General features: G+C 49.5%; 25 protein-coding genes. 17 read left to right on the forward strand and 8 right to left on the reverse strand.

What is annotated here, in order from left to right:
* Positions 1-540: 540 nt before the first annotated feature.
* Complete coding sequence (locus BM231_RS27385) at positions 541-1,242, forward strand: LuxR C-terminal-related transcriptional regulator (protein WP_057465853.1); 702 nt, start codon at positions 541-543, stop codon at positions 1,240-1,242.
* 120 nt (positions 1,243-1,362) lie between these two features.
* Here the strand turns inward: BM231_RS27385 and BM231_RS19475 are convergent, their stop codons facing one another.
* On the reverse strand, positions 1,363-1,752 hold the full coding sequence (locus BM231_RS19475; protein WP_093521991.1) for a DUF2780 domain-containing protein: 390 nt from the start codon (positions 1,750-1,752) through the stop codon (positions 1,363-1,365).
* A 379-nt stretch (positions 1,753-2,131) separates the two neighbouring features.
* Here BM231_RS19475 and BM231_RS19480 point away from each other — a divergent pair, with 379 nt between their 5' ends.
* Complete coding sequence (locus BM231_RS19480) at positions 2,132-3,520, forward strand: dipeptidase (protein WP_093521993.1); 1,389 nt, start codon at positions 2,132-2,134, stop codon at positions 3,518-3,520.
* Positions 3,521-3,617: 97 nt separating this feature from the next.
* On the forward strand, positions 3,618-4,199 hold the full coding sequence (locus tag BM231_RS19485) for an LOG family protein (protein WP_093521995.1): 582 nt from the start codon (positions 3,618-3,620) through the stop codon (positions 4,197-4,199).
* Between the two features lie 75 nt (positions 4,200-4,274).
* On the opposite strand, the gene BM231_RS19490 is transcribed toward BM231_RS19485, so the two are convergent.
* Together BM231_RS19490 and BM231_RS19495 are read right to left on the reverse strand one after the other, a co-directional pair.
* On the reverse strand, positions 4,275-5,138 hold the full coding sequence (locus tag BM231_RS19490; RefSeq protein ID WP_208860514.1) for a DMT family transporter: 864 nt from the start codon (positions 5,136-5,138) through the stop codon (positions 4,275-4,277).
* 231 nt (positions 5,139-5,369) lie between these two features.
* Complete coding sequence (locus tag BM231_RS19495) at positions 5,370-6,032, reverse strand: haloacid dehalogenase type II (protein ID WP_093521999.1); 663 nt, start codon at positions 6,030-6,032, stop codon at positions 5,370-5,372.
* Between the two features lie 566 nt (positions 6,033-6,598).
* On the opposite strand from BM231_RS19495, the gene BM231_RS19500 reads away from it, so the two are divergent.
* The gene (locus tag BM231_RS19500) at positions 6,599-7,468 is read left to right on the forward strand and encodes a branched-chain amino acid aminotransferase (protein WP_093522001.1); all 870 of its coding nucleotides are present in this window, start codon (positions 6,599-6,601) and stop codon (positions 7,466-7,468) included.
* Positions 7,469-7,527: 59 nt separating this feature from the next.
* Here the strand turns inward: BM231_RS19500 and BM231_RS19505 are convergent, their stop codons facing one another.
* Positions 7,528-8,742: a YbfB/YjiJ family MFS transporter gene (locus BM231_RS19505; RefSeq protein ID WP_093522003.1), complete on the reverse strand. Its 1,215-nt coding sequence runs from the start codon at positions 8,740-8,742 to the stop codon at positions 7,528-7,530.
* A gap of 236 nt (positions 8,743-8,978) precedes the next feature.
* On the opposite strand from BM231_RS19505, the gene BM231_RS19510 reads away from it, so the two are divergent.
* The 5 genes from BM231_RS19510 (at position 8,979) to BM231_RS19530 (ending at position 12,810) form a co-directional block, all read left to right on the forward strand.
* Positions 8,979-9,578 (forward strand): superoxide dismutase, encoded by a 600-nt coding sequence (locus BM231_RS19510; RefSeq protein WP_093522005.1) that lies wholly within the window; start codon positions 8,979-8,981, stop codon positions 9,576-9,578.
* A 141-nt stretch (positions 9,579-9,719) separates the two neighbouring features.
* Positions 9,720-10,328, forward strand: coding sequence for a TetR/AcrR family transcriptional regulator (locus BM231_RS19515; protein WP_093522007.1), 609 nt, complete (start codon positions 9,720-9,722; stop codon positions 10,326-10,328).
* Entirely contained in the window at positions 10,303-10,608 is a 306-nt protein-coding gene (locus BM231_RS19520) for a hypothetical protein (RefSeq protein ID WP_093522009.1), read from the forward strand. The genes BM231_RS19515 and BM231_RS19520 overlap by 26 nt, the downstream gene beginning before the upstream one ends.
* The gene (locus tag BM231_RS19525; protein WP_093522011.1) at positions 10,595-11,755 is read left to right on the forward strand and encodes an aromatic ring-hydroxylating oxygenase subunit alpha; all 1,161 of its coding nucleotides are present in this window, start codon (positions 10,595-10,597) and stop codon (positions 11,753-11,755) included. The genes BM231_RS19520 and BM231_RS19525 overlap by 14 nt, the downstream gene beginning before the upstream one ends.
* Entirely contained in the window at positions 11,752-12,810 is a 1,059-nt protein-coding gene (locus tag BM231_RS19530) for a ferredoxin--NADP reductase (RefSeq protein ID WP_093522179.1), read from the forward strand. The genes BM231_RS19525 and BM231_RS19530 overlap by 4 nt, the downstream gene beginning before the upstream one ends.
* Before the next feature lies 1 nt (position 12,811).
* Here BM231_RS19530 and BM231_RS19535 read toward each other — a convergent pair whose 3' ends face one another.
* From BM231_RS19535 to msrB, 4 genes are all read right to left on the reverse strand, one after another.
* A complete protein-coding gene (locus tag BM231_RS19535) occupies positions 12,812-13,075 on the reverse strand; it encodes a hypothetical protein (protein WP_208860515.1) in 264 nt (87 codons plus the stop codon).
* A 170-nt stretch (positions 13,076-13,245) separates the two neighbouring features.
* Positions 13,246-13,611, reverse strand: coding sequence for a hypothetical protein (locus BM231_RS27230; protein WP_208860516.1), 366 nt, complete (start codon positions 13,609-13,611; stop codon positions 13,246-13,248).
* A gap of 320 nt (positions 13,612-13,931) precedes the next feature.
* Complete coding sequence (locus tag BM231_RS19545) at positions 13,932-16,025, reverse strand: S9 family peptidase (protein ID WP_093522016.1); 2,094 nt, start codon at positions 16,023-16,025, stop codon at positions 13,932-13,934.
* Positions 16,026-16,320: 295 nt separating this feature from the next.
* Positions 16,321-16,728, reverse strand: a complete 408-nt coding sequence (gene msrB, locus BM231_RS19555; protein WP_063293251.1) for a peptide-methionine (R)-S-oxide reductase MsrB — start codon at positions 16,726-16,728, stop codon at positions 16,321-16,323.
* 258 nt (positions 16,729-16,986) lie between these two features.
* Here msrB and BM231_RS19560 point away from each other — a divergent pair, with 258 nt between their 5' ends.
* The 8 genes from BM231_RS19560 to BM231_RS19595 all read left to right on the forward strand — a co-directional run bounded on the left by BM231_RS19560 (position 16,987) and on the right by BM231_RS19595 (position 23,784).
* A complete protein-coding gene (locus tag BM231_RS19560) occupies positions 16,987-19,335 on the forward strand; it encodes a putative monovalent cation/H+ antiporter subunit A (RefSeq protein ID WP_093522020.1) in 2,349 nt (782 codons plus the stop codon).
* The gene (locus BM231_RS19565) at positions 19,335-19,751 is read left to right on the forward strand and encodes a Na+/H+ antiporter subunit B (protein WP_063301932.1); all 417 of its coding nucleotides are present in this window, start codon (positions 19,335-19,337) and stop codon (positions 19,749-19,751) included. The genes BM231_RS19560 and BM231_RS19565 overlap by 1 nt, the downstream gene beginning before the upstream one ends.
* Positions 19,751-20,128 carry a Na+/H+ antiporter subunit C gene (locus BM231_RS19570; protein WP_063296266.1) on the forward strand — a complete coding sequence of 126 codons (378 nt, stop codon included), beginning with the start codon at positions 19,751-19,753 and terminating at the stop codon, positions 20,126-20,128. The genes BM231_RS19565 and BM231_RS19570 overlap by 1 nt, the downstream gene beginning before the upstream one ends.
* A gap of 4 nt (positions 20,129-20,132) precedes the next feature.
* The gene (locus BM231_RS19575; RefSeq protein ID WP_063311989.1) at positions 20,133-21,719 is read left to right on the forward strand and encodes a Na+/H+ antiporter subunit D; all 1,587 of its coding nucleotides are present in this window, start codon (positions 20,133-20,135) and stop codon (positions 21,717-21,719) included.
* A complete protein-coding gene (locus tag BM231_RS19580) occupies positions 21,716-22,195 on the forward strand; it encodes a Na+/H+ antiporter subunit E (RefSeq protein WP_082827139.1) in 480 nt (159 codons plus the stop codon). The genes BM231_RS19575 and BM231_RS19580 overlap by 4 nt, the downstream gene beginning before the upstream one ends.
* Positions 22,192-22,545: a cation:proton antiporter gene (locus tag BM231_RS19585; protein ID WP_063296268.1), complete on the forward strand. Its 354-nt coding sequence runs from the start codon at positions 22,192-22,194 to the stop codon at positions 22,543-22,545. Before BM231_RS19580 ends, BM231_RS19585 begins: the two co-directional genes overlap by 4 nt.
* Positions 22,542-22,904 (forward strand): monovalent cation/H(+) antiporter subunit G, encoded by a 363-nt coding sequence (gene mnhG, locus BM231_RS19590; protein ID WP_093522022.1) that lies wholly within the window; start codon positions 22,542-22,544, stop codon positions 22,902-22,904. The genes BM231_RS19585 and mnhG overlap by 4 nt, the downstream gene beginning before the upstream one ends.
* Positions 22,905-23,367: 463 nt before the next feature.
* A complete protein-coding gene (locus BM231_RS19595; RefSeq protein ID WP_008549808.1) occupies positions 23,368-23,784 on the forward strand; it encodes a Ros/MucR family transcriptional regulator in 417 nt (138 codons plus the stop codon).
* Positions 23,785-24,160 lie beyond the last annotated feature (376 nt).

Raw genomic sequence — 24,160 nt, forward strand, 5'->3', positions numbered from 1 at the left:
ATTGCCGAGAGCTAAGCAGTAGTTTCGTACTCTTACTATAGATATTTCGGAGTTTCTGCGAAATAGCTCCTAGTTAAACTGTTGGGGTAATGAGTTTCTGGGGCAACAGCGGGGCCACTATTTACAAGTACTCTGAATACTTGGAGGTCAGTTGATCTACCTCCGAAAATGAGAATGACGGTATTGCCGAGATTGCTGTAATAACAAGTGGTCTAAGAGTAATGCAAAATACAAGAGATGGTTACATCTTGTAGAAGCGAGGCAACTCAAAGAATTGCCAGCAAACTACAAAATACAGCGATTAACAGGCGTGCAATTTATTTTCTGAGCATGAGATATGGCAACTGCCATAACTCCACGATGATGCAGTCCTGCGCTGAATAACCATTCAAAATGAAGAGTTTTCGAATTTACCTGCGCAAACCATCGGTTTGCGAAAGTTAGTTGGCATGCCTTCGGTATGTCAGGTGGGCAAGTGCGTCTTCAATCCAGCAGCACACGAGCGAGTGCCAGGCGGATAGAAACGGGAAGGCAGGGCAAATGAACGATACTTCAGATATCGAAGCAAAGGTAAAAGCGATTTCAGAAGCACGGGCAGCGAAACCGGTTCTGGATATTGTGGAGTCTTATTTAAGGCGATTGGGTGCGTCCCATATCCTGATCACAGGTCTACCTATGCCAAACAGAACAATTGACAGTTTGGTTCATAGGTTTAGGTGGCCTGATGAAAGAAACGGCGGAGTCGAGCGGACAACGCTGAGCGCTGGTGACAGTGCGTTGATGTTGGGATTATCCGGCAATCGCCCGGTGGTCTGGTCCGTATCCAGCACGGACACTGGCAACTCCGAGCTCTTTGCTGCAATTGGTGAGGGTGCACGGGTCATGGTGATCCCGGTAGATGCTCTTCATCCGTTCCAGGCAATGGTGGTTGGTGCAGGGCATCAGATCGCCGCTGAACCTTATGATCTGGCATCGCTGGAAATTGTATGCTCGGCAGCATTCCGGCGCTTGTTCGAGCTGGGCGTGATCTCTGATCAAAGACCGGGAGATTTGTCAGCACGCGAACGCCGTGTTCTGGAATTGACCGCGCTGGGCAAGACGGCTCATGAGATCGCGGAACTTCTGGAGATTTCACAAAGAACGGTTCATGCGCACCTGCAAAACGCAAGTGCCAAGCTCAATGCATCAAATAAGACCCACACGGTGGTCGAGGCATTGCGCTACGGGCAGATCAAAATCTGACCTAAATGTTCTCTCAGTACTGGTGAAAAGCAGGCTCATTTTAAATGTGTCTGCTTTTTGCGCGAGCGGATTATATGGAGAGGCGCTGACCTGAGTTACACCACGAAAGTCCCAAGACACCTATGTTATTTCTGCAAGTCCGGGTACACGAGCCACGATTTCATCTGTCATTTCTGGACCGACTTTTTCGCGAGTATATTGAACGGTTTCTTTCGCGACCTGTTGAATTTCTTCAACCGAGAGTCCAAGGCTGGTCATCTCATTCAAGGCAGCCAATACGCCAACACTGGCATTCATTTTGCTGGCAAGTCCGCCCAGAAGTCCTTTGTTCTCAGTGGCTTCATCAATTGCAAGAAACCCCTCGGCGGCAGGGAAGGCCTCAAGCAAAGCCTCGACTTCTTCTTTACTGCTGTTTTTGGCAATGAAGTTCAGCATGATCCCAACAGCAGGTTGAGCCTTCGCAGGATCCAGCCCGGTTCTTTCGGTAATGCGATCAACAAGTACGTGCATTGTAATCTCCTGTCCCCTAATGAATCTAATATAGTGATCATCGGGTGCAATGTTAGAGACAACGGAACAGGCGCAGGGCAACTCTGTGTTACCATCCCTTAAAAATCAGGCCTGGTCTCGCGTGTTTCCTTCAAATTCCGCATCGCATGGCTTCTTATGTGCCTTCGTTGTACAAAGTATCGCTCACGCTCCTTAAAAGAGTTTAACCGACCTGTTTAAACAGTGCAGCGGAATTACAAGTGGTTACCAAGGCAAAGCCGTAGCTTTGGCTTTGAAAATTATGTTAGAGCTTCTAACAGCCTCATATCTACGCAGTGACCTGCGTCCTATCCCATCCTACAGGTGATAAACACGAGCCTGCACTACAAAGGAATGAACCATGTCGAATCTCGACAAAGTCCTTGATCGTATTGACCAAAATCTGGATCAAAGTCTCGATCGGTTGTTTGACCTCCTGCGCATCAAAAGCATTTCTACCGACCCTGAATATAAGGGTGATTGCCGTGAAGCAGCGGAGTGGATGGCCAGAGAACTGACAGCAATTGGCATTCCTTCAGAGGTCAGAGATACCACTGGCCACCCAATGGTTGTTGGTCATCGTGTTGCTGATGGAAAGCCGGGTCCACACGTTCTGTTTTATGGTCACTACGACGTGCAGCCAGTTGATCCGATTGAACTTTGGAATGCTGATCCGTTTGACCCGCAGGTTGTTACCCGTGAAGACGGCTCCAAAATGATCGTTGCACGCGGTGCAAACGATGACAAAGGCCAGTTGATGACCTTTGTTGAAGCTGTCCGTGCCTGGGTTGAAGAATCTGGTGATGTTCCGATCAACATCTCCGTGCTGTTGGAAGGTGAAGAAGAAAGCGGGTCTCCGTCTCTTCAACCGTTCCTGGATGCAAACAAAGAAGAGCTGTCTAAGGATCTGGCACTCGTTTGCGATACATCCATGTGGGACAAAGGCACCCCTGCAATTTCCGTCATGCTGCGTGGTTTGGTTGGCGAAGAAATCACCTTGAAAGGCCCAAGCAAAGACCTTCATTCCGGCATGTATGGAGGGGCAGCACGTAATCCGCTTCACGTTCTTTCTGATATGGTCGCTGGTCTGCGTGACGAAAACGGGCGCATCACGCTTCCTGGATTCTACGATGGCGTTTTGGAACTGCCAGAAGACGTCAAGAAAATGTGGGATAATCTCGGCTTTTCTACTGAGGAGTTCCTTGGTGGCATCGGCCTAAAAGATCTTGGGGGCGAGAAAAACCGCTCTGGCCTGGAGCAGATCTGGGCACGCCCAACCTGTGAAGTAAACGGCTTGTGGGGCGGTTACACCGGTGCGGGCTTCAAAACAGTTATCCCTGCAGAAGCACATGCAAAAATCTCCTTCCGTCTGGTGGGCGATCAGGACCCTGAGAAAATCAGAGAGGCATTCCACTCTTACCTCAAGTCCAAAACGCCAGCTGACTTTGAGTTGGAACTGCATCCTCATGGTGGTGATCGTGCGCTGCGCATGGACTTTGATGCACCAGCTCTGGCCAAAGGCCGCGCTGCGCTCTCTGCTGAATGGGACAAGCCAGCGGCTTTGGTTGGCTGTGGTGGTTCCATTCCTATTGTTGGTAGCTTCAAGCGTACACTCGACATGGATAGCCTACTGATCGGCTTCGGTCTGGATGAAGACCAGATCCACTCACCAAACGAAAAGTACGAGCTGAAGAGCTTCCACAAAGGCATCCGTTCCTGGGCGCGTGTTCTGGAAGAGCTGGCGAAGTAATCAGTCATTGAAAATTTCTGGCTCTGGATTGCTTAGTTCAGAGCCAGCATCTTTGAATTGAAGTTGTATTTTGGGCTCAGCCGACTGGAGAATTGAAATGGCATCTATCTGCGTGTTTTGCGGATCATCAATCGGGAAACGTCCGGAATATGAAGCTGCTGCCCGCGTTTTGGGCACCGAAATTGCAAAGCGCGGCAATCGTCTCGTTTATGGGGGTGCTGAGGTCGGGTTGATGGGTGTCGTTGCAAATGCAGCGCTGGAAGCCGGCGGTGAAGTTGTTGGCGTATTACCAGAAGCACTTGCAGCAAAAGAACTGGCACACAGGTCCCTGACAGATCTCCACATTGTTGGCTCTATGCACGAGCGTAAAGCGATGATGGCTGATCTGTCTGATGCGTTTGTGGCACTTCCAGGCGGCATCGGCACCATGGAAGAGCTCTTTGAGGTTTGGACATGGGGACAGCTCGGCTACCACAACAAGCCATGCGGCCTTTACAATGCGAACGGTTTTTACGGTCGCATGCTGGCATTTCTGGACTTCATGGAAGAAGAAGCGTTCATGAAGAAAGCACACCGTGACATGCTGTTGGTTGGTGACAATCCAAGCCAATTGCTGGACCAGATTGAAAACTATCAGGCACCGATCGGCCATAAGTGGATCACACGCGCCGAAACTTGATAACTTGCTGCTCTGCAGGACTGATTATCTCCTGATTAAAGCATGTTGCGTGAATGCATATGACTGCAACGTGCTCTAATCTTGCAAATATCGCGGAAGACGGGAAGGTTCGTTTGTCAGGTAAAGTGCGCCCAGCAAAAAAATGAAGCCGGTAGCTTGTCCGATACCCAAAGGCTCTGCAAAGACCCAATACCCTGTCAGGATAGCCAATCCAAACTCAATGAAGCCGGTGGTGTACGCTGTCTTTCTACCGGATTTATCTGAGCTTCCATAGGCAAGCAAAAGCTGCGGCAACAATCCTGCAATGAGTGCCAGCCCCAGAATTGGAAGGGTACTCGGCATAGAACTTTCACTGTGCCAAACCTTAAGTTCGACAAGAGCAAACGGAAAAGCTGTCAAAACCGCTCCGGCAAAAATGCAAGCGGCAATGGATAATGAGGGTAGGTAACTCGGGGTTCTTCGGCTGACCATCTGCAAACCGCCGTAACACAAAGGCCCAACCAACCCGATTGCAACGGCGACAAAATCCACATCAGGCAACGGTGTTGAGGCAATGATGATCAGCAGTGCTCCAAACACCAGTCCAAGCGTGAGTTTGTCACTACCTCTCAGCTTTTCACCGCCAATAGCTCTCAGGATCACCAGAAGTGCGGGATAGGAGAAAAATAGGCTGGCAGCCAGATAGATCGGCAAAACGCTCAGAGCATAGAAATAGCTCCATGCGCCAAGTCCCATTATCATACCGAACAGCACATAATGTCTGCTGCTTGGGCCGGACTTAAGCGCTTGTGGCAGGTAGGGAGCAAGCAACACGGCTGGCAGAATATAGCGCAAGAGAACTGCTGCGCCAGGTGAGATTCCGGCAGCAAAGCCGATCTTTGCAAAGTAGGGGATGCTTCCAAAACAGGCAGCACCCAAACCTAATGCAATCAGGCCCACAGCCCTGTGGCCTCTGCCTCCACTTTTAATTCCATGAAACATGAAGTCTAAGTAACGCCGATTGCTTCTACTCTGAAATAGGTTCTGGCCTCAAAGCCGCCACAAATATGAAACCTGCACGGGCTAAGAGCAAGTTTATTCGCTGAGCCAGCTGAGTTCGAGCTCAGATGGCCACAGAAAACACACCTGCAAAGAGGTTTATGCCAATTCAGAGTCAGGTGCACTCAAGGTTCAACCCAGTGCAGGAAGCCCGCTCAGGTCTCTCAAAACAGCAGATGGCGCCAGGTCTGTATATTCATCTGGCATCTGAGAGCGATTGATCCAGACCGTCCGCATACCGTACTTTGTTGCACCTGCGATATCCCAGCGGTTGCTGGACTGGAATGAAATCGCTTCCGGATACATACGGAAATGAGTGGTCACAAGATCATAAACATCTGGATGCGGCTTGTAGGTTTGTACCGGATCAACCGAGAAGACTTCGTCAAAGGAATCCGTGATACCAGCGTTCTTGAGGGCACCATCCATCATCTTCATAGGAGCGTTTGACAGGATCGCAAGCTTGGAACCACGTTCACGCAGATCTTTCAGAAGTTGAGGAACTTCCGGATAGCAATCCAACTCCCAGTAAGCGGCCAACAGCTCATCGCGGGCGCTTTTGTTTGCTTCTGGTACAAGCGCAAATGCAGTGTCCAGGGCTTGAACTGTCAGCTCCCAGAAATCTACATACTGCCCCATAAGGGAACGAACCCAGGAGTACTCCAGCTGTTTCTCACGCCAGATGGATGAGAGTTTTTTGCCTTCAGGACCCACGGCACCCATGTGTTTTCTGGCGGCAGCATGCACGTCAAAAAGAGTTCCATAGGCATCAAAAACATAAACTGAGTGGCTCATCTCTGCTCTCCGGCTTTGCACCAAGCGTCAAGATTGGCAAATTCCAATACCTCTAAGAAAGCCATGTCATGCGTGTTCGTCAAGGGATGGGAAATACGTGCTCCCTATGCTTTGGGCGCAAAAATTTAACAACTGTCCCATGAAAACAACATTTCACTCCAAAATTGCTGGTATGCGCACAAAACACGGTCAGAATCTTTAGCCAGCTCTCACGAAGGTTGCGGCAATCTCAAAAGTCTTCAAAACACGATTGCGTTAAAACTGTGCAAAAGAACAAAGAAGAGGCGTCAGGCCTGCAAACTACACCTAAGTCACAAGTCGCAATGTAATTGCGTTTTCGCACCATTTATGTAGGTGCAGTGATATTTAATTGCGTTTCAAAGCTGAAATAACTGCGGGATATAACTTTGAGCCTGTTCGTGTTGGGCATGATGACCGCACCTTGGTGCTTTATCTTCTTTGTCGAGAGTATGGTTGACCCCATTTGAATTCTCAGGTCGACTGACAAAATATAATTGGGCGGGGCCTTTCAGGCTCATAAGCCGGCTTTTGAGGAGAGATTAATTATGGCCGAAATGTCGAAGACTCGGACATGGGTTGAAGGCAAATGGTACGAGGGCAATCCGCCACTGATTGGTCCGCGTACGCATTCTTTTTGGTTGGGTTCGAACGTATTTGATGGTGCCCGTGGATTTGAAGGCGTTATGCCTGACCTTGATTTGCATTGTGAACGTCTGAACCGGTCTGCCGTAAACCTTGGTATGAAACCAACCATGCGCTTTGAAGAAATGGTTGAGCTTGCGACAGAAGGCATGACCAAGTTTGAAGCAGACGAAGCAGTTTACATCCGTCCGATGTATTGGGCTGAACACGACGGTCCTGGCATTATTGACGGTGACCCGGAATCAACTCGCTTCTGCATGTGCTTGTTTGAAGCTCCAATGCCCCCCAAAGGTGCATCCAACAGCCTGACATTGTCTCCATTCCGCCGGCCAACAATGGAGTCTATGCCAGTCAATGCAAAAGCTGGCTGCTTGTATCCAAACAATGCGCGTGCATCGCGTGAAGCGAAGTCTCGTGGCTTTGACAATGCAATCATGCTGGATGCTCTGGGCAATGTTGCGGAGCTGACCTCAGCTAACATTTTCATGGTCAAGGATGGTGAGGTGCTCACCCCTTACTGGAATGGCACCTTCCTGAATGGCATCACCCGCCAGCGCATTATCAAACTGCTGAGCCGTGCGGGTTATAATGTGCATGAAACAACGCTGACCTTTAAGGACTTCCTTAAGGCTGATGAGATCTTCTCAACCGGTAACTATGGCAAGGTGGTTCCAGTCCACAAACTGGAAGATCGCACAATGGACCATGGTCCTGTTGCTGCCAAAGCAAGAGAAATCTATTGGGAGTTTGCGCACGCCAAAGTGCCTGCATAATCTCAAGAACCAGCAAATTATGAAGGGGGGGCTGTTGCCTCCCTTTTTTATGCCGGTTTTTATGCCGGTGTGAAGCGCTTGATCGTGAGTAACGCGGCAAGAATGAGAGCACCAGCAGCGACAAGTGACGCCAGCAAAAAGTCGCCGTTCAGCTCATAGAGGTAACCGGCAAAGCTCGGGCCAAACATCTGGCCTAAACCAAAGGCAGCGGTCATCAGACCGACGATCTGGCGAGGGTTAGAACTTGCAAGACGACGCGCCTCAACAAGCCCGATCGATGTAATGCCAACAAACGTGCCGCCCAGCAGGATCGCAGCCGCAGAGAGCCCGGCAATAGTTGGCATCAGCACACTTAAAGCTACGCCAATGGCTTCTAGCGTACAGGCAACTGCAATTGCCCGGCCATAACTGATACGGACTGCCAGCTTCTCCCAAAAGAAGACGGAAGGTATGATAGCAAGTCCAACCAGCAGCCAGCCAAGGGATTTCATTGGCGCCAGCTCAGGCGTCGAACTAGCCAATGCGCCGAGGAATGTGGCGGTGATGACGTAGCCAAAACCGAAGCAGCCGTAAGCAAAGATCAAGCGCCACGCGCTCAGGTTCAGTGGCTTGGTCGTAGTCTCTGCTTGGATGGCATGAGAAGCTGATCGAGGATGAAGCTCTTTTCGTGGCGGCAAAAGAAACGGCACGCACAATGAGAGCAGAAGACTGAGCGAACCGCTTGCGATCCAAAGTTGAGATGAACTTTCCAAGCTTGCACCAAGCCATTCAATCATAAGGGACGAACCGGCTATGCCTATGCCTACCCCAGTGAAATGGATCGGAAAGAAATGAAGGCTACGGGTCTCTGCTAGCCGTTGCATGACTATATTTGCAACCAAAACAAATGCATAGGCGCTTGCCAGACCAGCTAGAAAGCGAATGACAACGAACCAGTAAGCGCCAAGGCTAAACGCCATGAGAAAGGTGACTACGGTGCTCGTGATTAACGCGATCATGAAGATACGATAGGGACCGCCGGGCAGGGGAGCGCGAGCTGCCAGCAATGCTCCAAGCAGATAACCAAGATAATTGGAGGAGGCGATAAAACCTGCGCTGACTTCGTTTAATGTACCGTCTTGCAACATGAACGGCAAAACCGGCGTATAGACAAATCTTCCGATACCCATGACTGCAGCCATAGCAAGGCACCCACCCACCGCAGAAAGGACTGCAAACTGGTCTTTTTCGGGCGTAGTGGATGTTTTCATGAGTTTTTCGGAGGCATCTGTCACAAATTGATTCCTTATAAGCCGCAGAAAACAGCCATTAATGTGACCTCACAGCTCCTATAATTTCCAACTTAGAAGTTCTACTTACAAAAAAACAAGAAAAATATTTGCAAATTATGCTCTTCACCCGTTGCTCATACGGAAAAACATCACTATTTTGCACCATGAGTTGCAGCGCTGATTGGTTGTAAAACCGAAAAGTACTGCGCCTAAACTTTCCTTTCCCATGGAGGTATACCATGTCTTTCGCTCTTGAAGACCTGCCATACGCATACGACGCTCTGGCCCCTTATATGTCTGCTGAAACTCTCGAGTTCCACCATGACAAACACCATATGGCTTACGTAACCAACGGCAACAAGCTGCTCGAAGGTTCAGGTCTTGAAGGCAAAAGCCTTGAAGAGATCGTTAAAGAAAGCTACGGCACCAATGCAGGCCTGTTCAACAACGCTGGTCAGCACCTTAACCACCTGCACTTCTGGAAATGGATGAAGCCCAATGGCGGCGGTTCTTCCTTGCCAGGCGTTTTGGCTAAGAAGTTTGACGAAGACCTCGGTGGTTTCGACAAGTTCCGCGCTGACTTCATCAACGCTGGTGTAACTCAGTTTGGTTCCGGTTGGGCATGGCTTGCTCTTAAAGATGGCAAGCTCGTAGTGATGAAAACACCTAACGGTGAAAACCCAATCGTACACGGCGCAACCCCAATTCTTGGCTGCGACGTATGGGAACACTCCTACTACATCGACTACCGCAACGCGCGTCCTAAGTACCTGGAAGCGTTCGTTGATAACCTGATCAACTGGGAATACGTGGAAGAGCTGTACTCTGCAGCTGTTTAATCCCAAAGACAGATTATAATCAAGGCGGCCTCGTGCCGCCTTTTTTGTCTCGATGGCTTTGATTTTTTAAATTGTCACTATTGACAGTTAATTAGTTGGAGCCTATCTCTACTCGTGTCCGATGAGTGAAAGCACATACCCATGCCGCGTCCAAGTGTTCAATCCGCCAGACTGAATGAAATCGTTGAAGCTGCTGCAAAATGCGTTGCTCAATATGGTTTGGAAGGTGTGACGCTGGATCGCATTGCTGAAGAAACCGGACTGAAACGACCGCTTATCAGGCATCACGCCGGTAATCGGGAAGAGATAATAAACGCTGTTGTAACCCATGTTCTGTCAGGCTTTGGTGAGCTAACGACAATGTTCGCAAACGCTTTGCCAGCAAAACGTGGTTCCTACGCTGCCGTTGACCATCTGTTTGATGATCATGGCCACTCTGATCCAGCTGAGATGATGGTATTCCAATCCATCGTCGCAGCAGCAGACAGGTTTCCTGCTGAGGCAGAAGCTCTTCTGAAATGGGTTGGTGATTTTACAGCAGTTGTCGTCGAGGCAATTATACGAGACTTTCCTGAAGTGGAGAGTGAAGCTGCAGAAACCGTTGCCCATGGCATCGTGGCGCTCTACTTCAACGTTGATTCCTTGGCTCCCCTCAGGCCGCCACATGCGTGGAGGCGTTATGCAAAAAATGCAGCATTGCTGCTGTTGAGGTCCTTGGAAGATAATGCAGGTACTCAAAGAGCTCCTTAGAAAGATAATCAGCTACGGCAAGTGGCGAACCATTTTTGCTCTGATCCTGATTGCCGCCTCGCTTTACTACGGCTGGCAATGGGTTTGGGGTGCGCTTTTCCTCCTTTGGACATTTAGAGCGTGGCGGAGCCAGTCCGTCTATGTTGTCGAAACTCTCACACGTGGTGATAACCCGTTCCTGTTCTGGATCACGATCATCCTGTGGGCGACGCTTTCGCTCTACCTCATCCTCGCAGACCTGATAATGAAGCTACGAGGCGTTCCCCATGTCTACTCATAGCAACGGTATGCCCGTTCTGCCCAAAGAGGCCTACACCTCGCAAGAGTGGTTTGATCGAGAGCAGGCCCAAATTTTCTCCAAAACCTGGTCGCTCGCAGGCTTTCGGGAAGACATCACTGAACCGGGCCAATACATCTCCGTTCAGGCTGGCCTGAACAATATCTTCATCGTAATGGGTCGTGACCATCGCTTGCGTGCGTTTCACAACATCTGCCGCCACAGAGGCACCCAGCTTCTGCGGGCTGAAGGCAAAACGCAAAAAGCGATCACATGCCCTTATCATGACTGGACTTATGACCTTGAAGGCAATCTGATTTCTGTCCCGGAACAGGAAAAAGAGTTCCCAGGTATCGATCTGTCCTGCAATGGTTTGAAAAAAGCATCTGTCGATATCTGGCGCGGAATGCTCTGGGTACACCCAGATGAGAATGCTCCATCCATCATCAATTGGTTTGGAGAGGTAGAGCCATACCTTGCGCCTTATGATCCCGCTGGATTAATTGAGACGGAAGAAGGCTACTCAAAGCACGAGATCAAGGCCAACTGGAAGATCATTGTCGAGAACTACATCGACGGATATCATCTGGCACACCTGCATTCTCATACGCTCAACATGTATGACCACTCGAAGATCGAGTGCGAGTTCATCGGCCCGCACTTCGCCTTCTGGGAGCCTCTTGCAGATTTCTATGCTGCTGAAGTGGAGAAAGTCACACCAATGCCGCTCATTCCGGGCATCCCAAAAGATAAAATGGGGGCCTGGGTGCCAATGTTATTCCCCGGGATTGGATTGGGTGAATCTGAAAACTCATGGTCCACCTTCCATATAACGCCAATCGCCCCGGACAGATCTATGGTTGAGATACGGACACGTGTAGCAAATGAATCTACTTGGGCCTTCACAAAAGCGGCCATGGCATCAGCCTCCTTCTGGGATAAGCATCTGGGCGCCAAATACAACGAAGATCCAAAAGTAGATCCAATGTCGTCTGGCGACTTTATGCAGGAAGATATCTATGCCTGTGAGCAACAGCAAAAGTCCCTGCAAAGCCCATACTTCGAGCACGGTCCATCCTCCAAGCACGGTGAAAAGCCCGTTCGCGATCATCAGCGTGTCGTGGCTGAATGGGTGGAGTGCAAGCCGTGAGAAATATCATTTATTCACTGAGGGTTTCAGAGGTTATCTCTGAAACAAAGCATGCGAAAACCATCAGGTTTGACGTCCCTGCAGAGCTGAAGGAGGAGTTTTTCTGGAAGCCAGGACAGCACATCACCATTGAGCTGGATGTAAATGGTGAGAAGGTACGTCGTCCCTTCACGATTTCAGCGGCCCCCAGTCGCGGAAAAGCGCTACAGATCACAGTCAAACCCAATCCAGATGGGATTGTCTCCAAGTTCCTCTGCACAAAGGTGAAGGCAGGTCAGCGGCTAGATGTGATGCCACCCTTTGGAGGTTTCACGCTTGAGCCTCAGAAAGACCAGCAAAGAACACTCTACTTCTTTGCCGGTGGAAGTGGAATCACGCCTGCTATCGCAATGATTGAAGCAGCATTGGACAAAGAGCCACGTGCGAAACTGTTCTTGCTATATGCTAACCGGACAGCTGATGACATCATCTTTAAGGAACAACTGGAGCAATTGGAAGAGCACTTCTCATCTCGGCTGGAAGTCAGACATATTCTATCAAAACCGTCCATGTGGTCTATGTTCTCACCCTGGAAATCTGGCCGGATTACCAAAGACGTAACCGTGGAGTATTTGTCCGAATGCCGCCCGGTTGCTCAGAATACGCAATACTTTATTTGCGGTCCCGGCACCATGAACGCAGATGTGCGCAAGGCTCTTCAAAACTGCGATGTTCCGACAGATCGTATCCATGCAGAGAGTTTTGGTGGAAACCTTGAAACGCAAAAAGAAGTGTCCAGCGTACCAGCTCTGCTGAAGCTCGATTATTACGGCGAAGCCATCGAGCTGGAAGTTGCAAAGGGACAGTCGATTATGAATGCTGTCCGGGCAGCGGGCTTAGAGCCACCTTACTCCTGCCAGTCAGGAATCTGCGGAGCATGCCGGGCGCAGATCAAGAGTGGTGCGGTGAACATGCAGGCCAGAATGGCTTTGGAAGACTCTGAAGTCGCCAAGGGGGCTATTCTGACCTGCCAATCCTATGCAAAAACCGCAGAACTATCGATCAGCTTTAAGTAATTCAAGATCCGAACAGCTTGGCGAAGAAGCCCTTTTCATACCCAAGTTGACACCGGGATGTAATGATCTGATCTAAAACTCCGTTCATGAGATAGAGGAACGCTTCGCACTCATTCTGAGTTGTGAAGCAAGCCTCTGTCGAAACGTTGTAGGGCTGGTTATCACTCAGGACGCGCCCGCCAACATTTGCCTGCCAAATATTGGCTGCGCCGTGTTCTGCAGTCGCAATGGAACAATCATACTGAGTGCCTCTTACACGCGGCATAATCGGCCCTGTACGAGGTATGAGCTGTCGTTCTAGATAATTGGTGCTTGGTGGTTGACTGCAGCTTACAAGAAAAAGAGACGCTGCTGCAAAGCAGGCGAGTGGGGCAATTGTCTTCATTTACTCAACGCTTTCGGGCCTTATCGGCCTCTTCTGTCAAAAGTGTACTTTTAAAACCAGCCAAAAAGACCTTTGTAATATCCGTGCTGGCAGCTGGCACTGCGCGTAAGTTCCAAATACCCACGCATGAAATTCAGATAAGCCTGACACTTCTTCATTGTACGGAAGCAGGCAACGCTGGAGATATTGCGGCTGGGATCGCTGAAATATCCGGTCACAAACGCCTGATAAACATTCTCCGCCCCATCCTCTTTCACTCTGATCCGACAATCATACTGCGACCCATAAATGCGCGGCGCCGACCGTAAGTCATTCGGGATCAGATGATTAAACGGATAAAGCTTATTGTTGACCTGAGCGGCTGTGGGCGCAGGCAGCATGATGGTAAGAAGCAAGATAACCAGAATGGCACGCACAGGATGTTCCAGACTTTTTTGTTGTTTATGTCTTTAACATTGAGCGCCAAGAGGAGTTAAAGCTCCTCATTCGACCAAATAATCTTAGTCCTATGTTGGTTCCAGTATTCTTAACGGAGTTTTTGAACTGAGAATAAGGTTAAGGTAAACTTGCAGCTATATTACAGCGTATCGCCGAAAAGTGTGAACCGGTTTTCGGATAAAGATACGCAAAAACAAAGGCTAAAGCAGTTCAGGTGTTTCAACCTAAATGCGAACTGCTTTAAATAGAAAAGGCGCCCGTTTGAGGCGCCTTTTTGAAATTGCTCTTTGAAGGCTGGTTAGGCCTTGCCAGTCTGTTTCAAAGCAAAGGCATAGACCAACGCGACCTCTTTTAGGCGGTCAAAGCGGCCTGATGCGCCGCCGTGTCCAGCATCCATGTTGGTGCGCAACATCACCAGACTATCGTTACTCTTCTTCTCACGCAGTGTCGCAACCCATTTAGCTGGTTCCCAATAGGTAACGCGCGGATCTGTCAGGCCGCCAAGTGCGAAGATCGCCGGATAGTCTTTCGCTTCCACGTTATCGATAGGAGAATAGGAGGCGATATACCCATATGCGCTCTTATCACGGATCGGATCACCCCATTCTGGCCATTCAATCGGGGTGAGCGGTAAGGTATCGTCCAGCATCGTGGTAAGTACGTCCACGAATGGAACTTCGGCGATCATTGCAGCAAAAGCCTCTGGTGCCATGTTTGCGCATGCGCCCATCAACATGCCACCAGCTGAGCCTCCATGGGCTACGATCCTGTCATGAGCGGTGAAGCCTTCGCTGGCCAGGAACTTTGAGGCTGCGATGAAGTCATAAAAGGTGTTCTTCTTGAACTCACGACGCCCGTTCTTGTACCAGGCATAGCCTTTGTCTTTGCCGCCACGAATGTGCGCAATCGCATAGACAAAACCACGATCAACCAGTGACAAGGCATTGGTGGAGAAGCTTGCAGGAATTGAAATGCCGTAGGACCCATAACCGTAGAGCAGGCATGGGGCGCTACCATCAAGAACTGTTGAGCGTTTGTAGAGTAAGGAAACCGGAACCAGAGTGCCATCATGGGAAGGAGCCATCAAACGGCGCGTAATATATTCTGATGCATCGTGACCAGATGGCACTTCCTGTCGCTTGCGGAGCACTCTATCACGCGTAGCAAGGTCATAATCGTAAACCTCGCTTGGTGTTGTCATGGAAGAATACGTGAACCGGATAGTTGTGGTGTTGTACTCAAACCCTGCAGCGATACCGAGGCTATAGGCTTCTTCATCAAACTCAATGCTATGTGAAATGCCATCAATGAAACGATGGACGACAATGCGCGGTAAGCCATCAACCCGCTCAAGCCACACCATGTAATCTTTGTAAACATCGTGCGATAGGATCAGGCGACCAGGTTTGTGGGCAATCAGATCAACCCAGTGAGACTTTCCCGGAAGGGCAAGTTGAGCGACAAGTGGCACGCTGATAATTTTGAAATCTTCAGCTTCACCAGCGTTGGTCAGGATCAGCAGACGATCACCATTGTCTTCAACGGAATATTCCACGCCAGTCTCGCGTTTGGCAACCAATGTAGGAGCCGCCAAAGGTTCATCTGCTGAGATGAGCCAGACCTCGGTGGTTTCATGGTCGCCAGAACCAACACAAATGAAGCGTCCGGACTGTGTTCTGCCAAGCCCCACGAAGAAGCTTGTGTCCTGTTCTTCATATACAAGAACATCTTCAGACGGAGCTGTACCAAGCTTGTGGCGGAAGAGCTTGGAAGGACGATGGTTTGCGTCTACCTGAACATAAAACAGATACTGACCATCCGTAGACCAAACGCCACCAGCACCCGTGTCTGGAATGGTGTCCTCCAGATCCTGTCCTGTTGTCGTGTCACGCACTTTCAAAGTGTAGTATTCGGACCCTTTGTCATCGTAGGCCCAAGCCAGATACCTATGGTCATCGCTGTGAGATGCGCCGCCAAATTTGAAATAGGATTTGCCGTCAGCTTCAAGGTCGCCATCAACAAGAGTTACGGGGTCACTACCGTCCCGCTTGCTGCGTACAAATTTGGGATGTTGGCCACCTTCAACAAACTTGGTGGCATAGGCGTATTCTCCATCAGGAGCAGGGACCGAACTGTCATCTTCTTTGATGCGGCCCTTAAGCTCTGCAAAGAGTGCCTTCTGCAGCTCTTTGGTGCCTTCCATCTCGTTTTCGGTATAAGCATTTTCTGCTTCAAGATAGGTGCGGATCTCAGCATCAAGCAGAGTGGGATCTCGCATAACCTCCTGCCAATTGTCTGCGCGCAGCCAGGCATAAGGCTCGTTGCGAGTAAAACCATGATGGCTGGTTTCATGAGTGCGCATCTGGGCGCGAGGTGGAGCTGACTTTTTCATTATACCTGACTGAGTTTGCGCTGATAACTTTGAGATCTGATTTCTGTTGTTCAGCATTTTAATCGGGAACGGCCATAAAGCCAGTTCCCGATTAAAACTTATCCCTGAGAAGATATGCGCTCTATCGAAGGTATAAATTTGAAGTCAAAGCTTTTTACACCGATAATTTTTATGCTCATATGTCTTTCGAAGAGAGCAGATAATATTATTTCAATGTAGTTGGAGTTGTTCTTCCACAGCTTCAAAACGTCGCTCTTTCGCCTCGCGATAACACCTATCTTGGCTTTGATCAAAACTACGTGTCAGGTGTGAAGGTCATCGAAGTACCATTCATGCAGTAGCGAAGTCCTGTTGGTGGTGGGCCGTCAGGGAAAACGTGTCCGAGATGTCCTCCACAACTTGCGCAGCAAATCTCCGTACGCACCATGCCAAGAGTAGCGTCTTTATGTTCCGTCACCGCATCAGGTGAGACCGCTTCAAAGAAACTTGGCCAACCGCAACCTGCATCAAATTTTGTATCTGATTTGAATAGCTTAGAGCCACACGCAGTGCAGCTGTAGGTGCCAGTTTCAAAGGTGTTCCAGTAGGGGCCAGTAAAGGCGCGTTCGGTACCTTTTTCCCTAAGGATACGATATTGCTCTGGGGTCAGTTGTTCCCGCCATTCCGACTCGGTCATGTCCTTAGGTGATTTTTTGTTAAACATGATAGAAATCCTTATTCAACGGGCTCAATGGTAGGGCCATGTTAAGTTTACCAAGACATAAACAAACAGCCAATGTCTAAAAGGCAAGTTACAATTAGGTGAGGTTAGAGTTTATTGAAACCTGACAAAACTAGAATGTGATGAACTTGCCCTGCTTGGGTGGGCAGATTATGTCTTTGGAGTGGTCGGGGGAGCGTGTTTGGCAAATTCGACTCGGTCTTATAGGTTAACCACACTAATAAATTTACGGAGTGCTACATGCCTTTATTCGGTGTCGAGGCAACGTTCTGGGCGTTATTAGGCCCGTTTGTTGCCGCTGCGCTTAGTCCCTTTCTGGCAAAGACTCTGAAACACAATGCTGCATGGCTTCTCGCTGTTATTCCTGCATTGGCGTTCTTACAGTTTCTCTCCTTTGTGCCAGGAATTGCCGAGGGGCAAACATTCAAGGCGAGCTTGGAGTGGGTTCCCACCTTCAACGTAAATTTCTCGATTTATCTGGATGGCCTGTCTGTCTTATTTGCGCTTTTGATTTCGGGAATTGGTACACTCATTACGCTCTATGCAGGTGGATACCTGAAAGGCCATGAGAACCTTGGACAGTTTCTGTCCTACCTGTTCCTGTTCATGGGAGCCATGCTGGGCGTTGTTGTTGCTGACAACGTCATCACGCTCTTCGTTTATTGGGAGTTGACGTCCATCACGTCCTTCCTATTGATCGGGTTCGACCACCTGCGCCGCGCCTCGCGCCGCTCTGCTGTGCAGGCGCTTGTTGTGACTGGCGGCGGTGGTCTGGCGCTGATGGCTGGTCTGATCTTAGCTGGATACCAAGGCGGCAGTTTCGAGTTGAGTGAACTGCTCAATTCTGGCGACGTTTTACGCGAAAGCCCGTATTACACCGCGATATTCATTTTGGTCGTTCTTGGCGCCTTCACAAAATCTGCTCAGTTCCCATTCCATTTCTGGCTTCCAAACGCAATGGAAGCACCGACACCGGTTTCTGCGTACTTGCACTCTGCGACTATGGTGAAAGCTGGTGTTTACCTGCTCATGCGTATGCATCCGGTTCTGGGAGATACTGAACTTTGGATGACTGTGCTTCCGATCTTTGGTGGCATCACGCTGCTTGTCGGCACCATCCTTGGCATTCGGCAGACGGACCTCAAACTCGTTCTGGCGTACACAACAGTTGCATCTCTTGGGCTGCTTGTGATGCTGACGGGCACATCAGATCCAGTCGCTATTCAAGGCGCCGTTATATACCTGTTCGCGCACTCTCTCTTTAAGGGCTCTTTGTTTATGGTGGTCGGAACCGTCGACCATGAATCAGGCACACGCGATCTGAACAGGGTAGGGGGCTTGTTCTCTCTCATGCCGATCACCGGAACGGCTGCAGTTCTCTCAGCTCTATCAATGGCGGGTTTACCACCCCTTGTCGGCTTTGTTGCAAAAGAAGTTCTTTATGACGGAACATGGCACACAGTGAATGGCGAACTTTGGACTGGCTTTGCCGTGTTGGGCAACGCCATGATGTTTGCTTTGGCTGCAACCGTTGCCATCAAACCGTTCTTCGGTGCCAAGGTGAAAACACCAAAAGTTGCTCATGAAGGAACAGTCCTACTCATTGCAGGGTCAATCACTCTCGCGGTTCTGGGTTTGGCTGCAGGCGCATTCATTGCATCAGTTGGTCATCAGCTCTTGTCACCAATGACCTCTGCAATCCTCGGCGTACCGTTTGATGAAGAGTTACATCTGTTCCCGACATACCTGTCACCTGCGCTTTATCTATCTTTGGCGACAATTGCCCTTGGTATTATCATCTTCATGTACATGGATAAGCTTCGTGTGATTGTTGCCGATGCTCTGCGTGCCATTGGGTGGGGACCGGATAAAGGTTTCGACCAGGTCCTGGAAATCATCATTCGCTTTGCCACCACACTGACCCAAACTGTTCAAACTGGCAGTATGGTCACTTACATGCGTGCCACGTTCACTGTCATTGCATTCATACTATTTGTGCCAATGATCCTCACTGGTAATTGGCCGAAGCTGCAAGGTATAGGTAGCTTCTACGCCTATGAGTGGTTTATCGCGGCCATTGCCGTGATTGGCGTTTATGCTGTGCTGACAGCACGCTATCGAGTAACTGCGATTGTCCTGCTTGGTATTCAAGGTTTTGCAGTGGCATTGATCTACCTGCTCTTTGGTGCTCCGGACCTGGCTTTCACGCAGTTTATGGTCGAAACCCTTTCCGTTGTGATCCTCGCATTGGTAATGACCCGCCTGAATCTGAAGCCAACCGATGCCCGGTCGTCACGTGGCAAGGCTTTCGACATCAGTCTGTCAGTGCTTTGCGGTGCTGGTATCAGCATGTTGCTCATGTCTATTGTCCAGCTGCCGTTTGACCCAACGCTTTCTGAGTTCTTCACGCAGTACAGTAGGACGATCGCGCATGGCCGGAACATCGTGAACGTTATTCTCGTTGATTTCCGTGGCTTTGATACCATCGGAGAGATCTCTGTTGTGATGGTAACCGGTCTGGCGGTCCTTGCACTTATCCGAGTGCGACCTAAATCAAACGGAAACTCGAACTCGGAGAAAAATCGCTAATGAATACCCTTATATTCAGAACGGTCGCTCCGTATCTCTCTGCTCTGATGATGCTCTTTTCCGTCTTCGTTTTGCTCCGTGGGCATAATGAACCAGGTGGAGGCTTCATCGGTGGACTTATTGCTGTCTCCGCCTTTGCAATTTATGGCATTGCTTGCGGTGTCTCAGCAGTTCGCCGGGCAATGAAATTTCATCCTATGTCCATTGCTGCATCAGGCTTGCTCCTGGCGGTGGTATCTGTGTTGCCAAGCTTGTTTTTGGGTCAGCCGGCAATGACAAGCCAGTGGCTTGCTCTCCCGTTCTTGGGCACTGTAATTGATCTATCAACACCGCTGTTTTTCGACATCGGAGTGTATCTGGTGGTGGTAGGGGCGATTTCGTCGATCGCTCTTTCTCTGGAAGAAAGGGCAGACTAATGGAAACGCTTTTCTCTGTTCTGGTCGGGATCCTTTTTGCTGGTTCCATTTATCTGCTACTATCTCGCAAACTCGTGCGGATCCTGCTGGGCATTGCCATTCTTGGGAATGCCGTGAACCTCTTGATCTTCACAGCAGGACGTCTCACACGTGATGTCCCGCCAATCATTCCGCTTAAAAGCTATCTCCCGGTAGAAGCAACAGCGAACCCTCTGCCTCAGGCATTGGTGCTGACCGCAATTGTGATCTCGTTCTCCTTCCTGGCATTCTTCCTGGTTCTTGGCTACCGGGCCTATCAGGAACTGGGAACGGATGACTTGCTTGATATGCGCGTCGCAGAACCTAAAGAACATTCTGAACCGCCGCTGGGGTACTAAGTAGATGGCTGCAACGAAGACTACAGTTGATATTACAGCGGCAATGGTGACGGAGGCCGTGCCTCTTGCAGACTGGCTTTTGGTTGCTCCTGTTCTGCTCACCATGGCAGGCGGTGCAATTTCAATTATTTTCCGAAAGAAATCGGCGACTCAGCCTTGGATCGCGATCACAACAATCGCATTGGTGATCCTTTCAAACATTGGCTTGCTTAACCACGTTCTCACCAACGGTGTCGTGACAATGGTGATGGGCAGTTGGCTCCCGCCATTCGGTATCGCTTTTACGGCTGACCCACTTGGTGCGTTGCTGGCGCTGACAGCCTCTGTAGCAACCATGTGTGTTGCCGTCTTCGCAATGAACTCAATTGCCGAAAATGAACGGCGTTACGGTTTCTATCCGTTCCTTCTGATGCTGCTCTGCGGTGTCACTGGATCATTTCTAACGGGTGACATCTTCAACCTTTATGTTTGGTTTGAAGTCCTGTTGATCTCATCCTTCGGTATGCAGATCCTCGGAAATGAAAAGGTGCAGATCGATGGTGCCGTAAAATATGCAGTGCTGAACCTGATTGCGACAACGCTGTTCCTTGCAGCAACTGGCTTGCTTTACGGGCTGGTTGGTACGCTGAACATGGCGGATATCGCTGGCAAGCTGAAAGCCTTCGACAATTCTGGTCCAATGCTTGGCTTAGCGACGCTTTACTTCCTCGCATTTGCTATGAAAGCAGCGGCATTCCCGGTCAACTTCTGGCTTCCGGCTTCTTATCACACGCCACGTTTGGTAGTGGCCGCAATCTTTGCAGGTTTGCTCACCAAAGTCGGTGTTTATGCGCTGCTCAGAGTGATGCTTCTGCTGATGCCTGAGGGTCGTGACTGGCTCGCCTCATTAATCGGAATAGTCGCAATCGCAACGATGCTGACCGGCTCGCTTGGTGCGCTGGCTCAAACAGATATCCGACGCCTGATGGCTTATCTCGTTATCGCCGGTATCGGTGCCATGATGGCAGGTATCGCGGTTGGCAATGAAGTTGCTGTATCTGGCGCAATCTTCTACTCCATGCACTCCGTTCTCATCATGACCGCGCTTTATCTTCTGGTCGCCTTTATGTTCCAGATGAGCGGCACATTTTCCTTACGCGAAATTGGTGGTCTCTATATCCGCACGCCTTTGGGGGCCGGAATTGGCTTGATCCTCTTGCTTGCAGTGGCAGGCTTGCCACCTTTTTCTGGTTTCTGGGCTAAATTGCTCCTCGTAGCAGGTGCGTTAGAAGCTGGTCGTGGCTGGGTCGCAGCAGGTATTTTGGTCTCAGGACTGTTTACGACCATCGCTGTAGGACGTCTTTGGATCTTCGCATTCTGGCGGGGTGGCAACGAGCACACGGTAGATGGCATTCAAGCTCTTCCCATTGCAGGAAGCTCTGACGCCGCCGATATATCCTGGAGCATCTGGTTACCGCTCATCGTACTGACGGCACTGATCTTCGTGATTGGAATCTTACCGGAAACCATGATGTCCATAACTGAAAATGGAGCAAAAACGCTGATTGATCCGACAGCCTATATCGGTTCCGTGTTTGGAGGTATCCGATGAACAATATGGTCTTTCTCATGAACTTGCTGCTTGCGGCAGCATGGGGGGCGGTCACCGGCTCATTCACACCGCTCAATCTGATTTTTGGCTTTATCTTGTCCAGCATCGCGCTGTTCCTGATCCGGGAGCAAATCGCATTTCGGGATTACTTTCAACGCGGAGGGAAGGTCCTCATTCTTGCAGGCAGTTTCTTCAAAGAGTTGGTTCTGTCCTCATGGCGTGTGCTGATGATTGTCATCAAACCGAAGATCAAGCTCCATCCGGGCATTATCGCAGTGCCGCTCTCAGTCAGCGAAGACTTTGAGATCACATTGCTGGCAAACATGGTCACACTGACGCCGGGAACGCTATCGGTCGATGTATCAGAAGATCGAAAGGTCTTGTTTGTGCATTGCCTCAATGTACCAGACCCAGAAGAAACAATTGATGGCATCAAGAATGGTTTTGAACGTCAGATCTTGGAGGCGTTTCGATGAACGGATTTGAGGCTTTTGCAGCAGATTTCCTGTATGCCTGTGTGAGTATTGCACTCTTTATTCTCGGCCTGACATTCTTGTTAATTGTCTATCGCATTATCAAAGGCCCAACTTTGCCTGACCGTATTGTTGGACTGGATCTATTGGTGGTTGTCGCTATCGGTCTGATCGCCACGGTAGGTGTTGGGTCATCGTACACGCTCTACATCGATATCTCGCTTGCACTCGGACTTGTCGGCTTTCTGGCAACCGTTGCCTTCGCTCGCTTCATCTTGAACCGAGGACAGGCGAAAGACTTTATTATTATGCAGGAAATCAAAGATTCCGAAAAACAGGAGGAGCAGAAATGATGTCAGCAGTTATCTCCATCCTAACCGGGATTATGCTCATTATTGGAGCAATATTTGCAGCTGGTGCAGCACTAGGCATCAATCGCCTGCCAGACGTCTACACACGCATGCACGCAGCATCAAAAGCTGGAACCTTAGGGTCTGGTTTGATGGTGCTGGCACTTGGGCTCTACTCACAGCAGTGGGATGATTTCATGCGCGCTGTCGCGACCGTCTGCTTCTTTCTGTTGACGGCTCCGGTTTCTGCACACCTCATCGCACGAGCAGCCTATGTGGTGGGTTACAAACCTTGTAAGGAAACCAAGTTGGACGAGTTGAGCGTGATAAAGAAGTCTACGGAGCCCGAGGCTCCGCAATAATATGTCAGCTTTAACCAAAGTTTCTGGGCTTTAGTGCAGTCAGACCACCAGAAATAATCGACAATGCCCCTTGGGACGGCGATTGACTAGGAACTGGAGTTTCACCGGCATCGCCTTGCCAACAGCCAATTACGCAGTACAGTCACATTCTTTTGCCTGTACATTACGGCAAGCAGTTTATCTAGTTTACTTCTATGATTTCTCAAGTTTGTTGGAAGTCTGTAAGGTCCTTCTAAATCACAATGCACAAAAAACCATAGTAAATCTGCTTTTTCTTTCCGAATTTAACTTGTTATCCTTATTTCCTGTCTCTATAAAAGCCCCCTATGGTTTTTGCTTGTTTAGAGTCGAAGCTCAGCTGAGATCAGTACGGATCTAACGTTTAATCTTCGGATTGAAGTATTAGTTCTGTAATATACAAGCACACCTACGAAATTTAGATCCACAAGATGACAGGTTAGTGATGAGCGAGATCCCTGCAGATAACAATTTGATGGAACTGACTGCTGATATCGTGTCAGCCTATGTTGGTAATAACACTGTGGCCTCTGCCGATTTGCCTGTGCTGATCAACGACGTTTACGTCGCTTTGCAGAAAACCAGCGGTGATCTTTCCGAGCCAGAGCCTGAGCCACTCAAGCCAGCTGTGCCGGTTAAGAAGTCTGTCACAAACGATTACATCATCTGTCTTGAAGATGGTAAGAAGTTTAAGTCCCTGAAGCGTCATCTACGCACGCATTACGATATGACACCTGAAGAATATCGTGAAAAATGGGGTCTGCCTTCAGACTACCCTATGGTTGCTCCTCATTACGCAGCAGCTCGCTCTGAGCTTGCTAAGAAAATGGGTCTCGGCCAGCAGCGTAAACGCGCTAAGTAATTTCAGGAAATATCCTGATGAAAAACCAGCCTCATTCGGGGCTGGTTTTTTTTATTCCCCTTCTGCTATTTCTTATTCCCCCATTATTGATGAATTTCCCTTAAGGGTGCACGGGTTGTGCATAGTGATCACACACGTCTTCTCTGACCTCCCGTAAAGGTAAATTTCACTCATCTCACACTAGAGCTTAAGTTCTAATTTTCACGCGCATTCCTGAGTTGTGATCTCAAAATGCCTGCAAGTTTCAAGAGTTAATTCAAAAATATAATTCGATAAGGTTTTAAGGAGAGCTTTTGCGACTCCAAAACTGAACTCAAGAATCGGTTTATTTCGCCAGTCGTTTAGAAAAATTTATGTGTTGAGGCTGCGAGGTTCC

The organism is Pseudovibrio ascidiaceicola (assembly GCF_900114245.1).
GTDB lineage: Bacteria > Pseudomonadota > Alphaproteobacteria > Rhizobiales > Stappiaceae > Pseudovibrio > Pseudovibrio ascidiaceicola.

What these genes read in the sequence shown, in the direction of transcription:
- BM231_RS27385 (WP_057465853.1), top strand. Translation starts at nt 541, where the DNA reads ATGAACGATACTTCAGATATCGAAGCAAAGGTAAAAGCGATTTCAGAA.
- BM231_RS19475 (WP_093521991.1), bottom strand. Translation starts at nt 1,752, where the DNA reads ATGCACGTACTTGTTGATCGCATTACCGAAAGAACCGGGCTGGATCCT.
- BM231_RS19480 (WP_093521993.1), top strand. Translation starts at nt 2,132, where the DNA reads ATGTCGAATCTCGACAAAGTCCTTGATCGTATTGACCAAAATCTGGAT.
- BM231_RS19485 (WP_093521995.1), top strand. Translation starts at nt 3,618, where the DNA reads ATGGCATCTATCTGCGTGTTTTGCGGATCATCAATCGGGAAACGTCCG.
- BM231_RS19495 (WP_093521999.1), bottom strand. Translation starts at nt 6,032, where the DNA reads ATGAGCCACTCAGTTTATGTTTTTGATGCCTATGGAACTCTTTTTGAC.
- BM231_RS19500 (WP_093522001.1), top strand. Translation starts at nt 6,599, where the DNA reads ATGGCCGAAATGTCGAAGACTCGGACATGGGTTGAAGGCAAATGGTAC.
- BM231_RS19510 (WP_093522005.1), top strand. Translation starts at nt 8,979, where the DNA reads ATGTCTTTCGCTCTTGAAGACCTGCCATACGCATACGACGCTCTGGCC.
- BM231_RS19515 (WP_093522007.1), top strand. Translation starts at nt 9,720, where the DNA reads ATGCCGCGTCCAAGTGTTCAATCCGCCAGACTGAATGAAATCGTTGAA.
- BM231_RS19520 (WP_093522009.1), top strand. Translation starts at nt 10,303, where the DNA reads ATGCAGGTACTCAAAGAGCTCCTTAGAAAGATAATCAGCTACGGCAAG.
- BM231_RS19525 (WP_093522011.1), top strand. Translation starts at nt 10,595, where the DNA reads ATGTCTACTCATAGCAACGGTATGCCCGTTCTGCCCAAAGAGGCCTAC.
- BM231_RS19535 (WP_208860515.1), bottom strand. Translation starts at nt 13,075, where the DNA reads ATGCCGCGTGTAAGAGGCACTCAGTATGATTGTTCCATTGCGACTGCA.
- BM231_RS19545 (WP_093522016.1), bottom strand. Translation starts at nt 16,025, where the DNA reads ATGAAAAAGTCAGCTCCACCTCGCGCCCAGATGCGCACTCATGAAACC.
- msrB (WP_063293251.1), bottom strand. Translation starts at nt 16,728, where the DNA reads ATGTTTAACAAAAAATCACCTAAGGACATGACCGAGTCGGAATGGCGG.
- BM231_RS19560 (WP_093522020.1), top strand. Translation starts at nt 16,987, where the DNA reads ATGCCTTTATTCGGTGTCGAGGCAACGTTCTGGGCGTTATTAGGCCCG.
- BM231_RS19565 (WP_063301932.1), top strand. Translation starts at nt 19,335, where the DNA reads ATGAATACCCTTATATTCAGAACGGTCGCTCCGTATCTCTCTGCTCTG.
- BM231_RS19570 (WP_063296266.1), top strand. Translation starts at nt 19,751, where the DNA reads ATGGAAACGCTTTTCTCTGTTCTGGTCGGGATCCTTTTTGCTGGTTCC.
- BM231_RS19575 (WP_063311989.1), top strand. Translation starts at nt 20,133, where the DNA reads ATGGCTGCAACGAAGACTACAGTTGATATTACAGCGGCAATGGTGACG.
- BM231_RS19580 (WP_082827139.1), top strand. Translation starts at nt 21,716, where the DNA reads ATGAACAATATGGTCTTTCTCATGAACTTGCTGCTTGCGGCAGCATGG.
- BM231_RS19585 (WP_063296268.1), top strand. Translation starts at nt 22,192, where the DNA reads ATGAACGGATTTGAGGCTTTTGCAGCAGATTTCCTGTATGCCTGTGTG.
- mnhG (WP_093522022.1), top strand. Translation starts at nt 22,542, where the DNA reads ATGATGTCAGCAGTTATCTCCATCCTAACCGGGATTATGCTCATTATT.
- BM231_RS19595 (WP_008549808.1), top strand. Translation starts at nt 23,368, where the DNA reads ATGAGCGAGATCCCTGCAGATAACAATTTGATGGAACTGACTGCTGAT.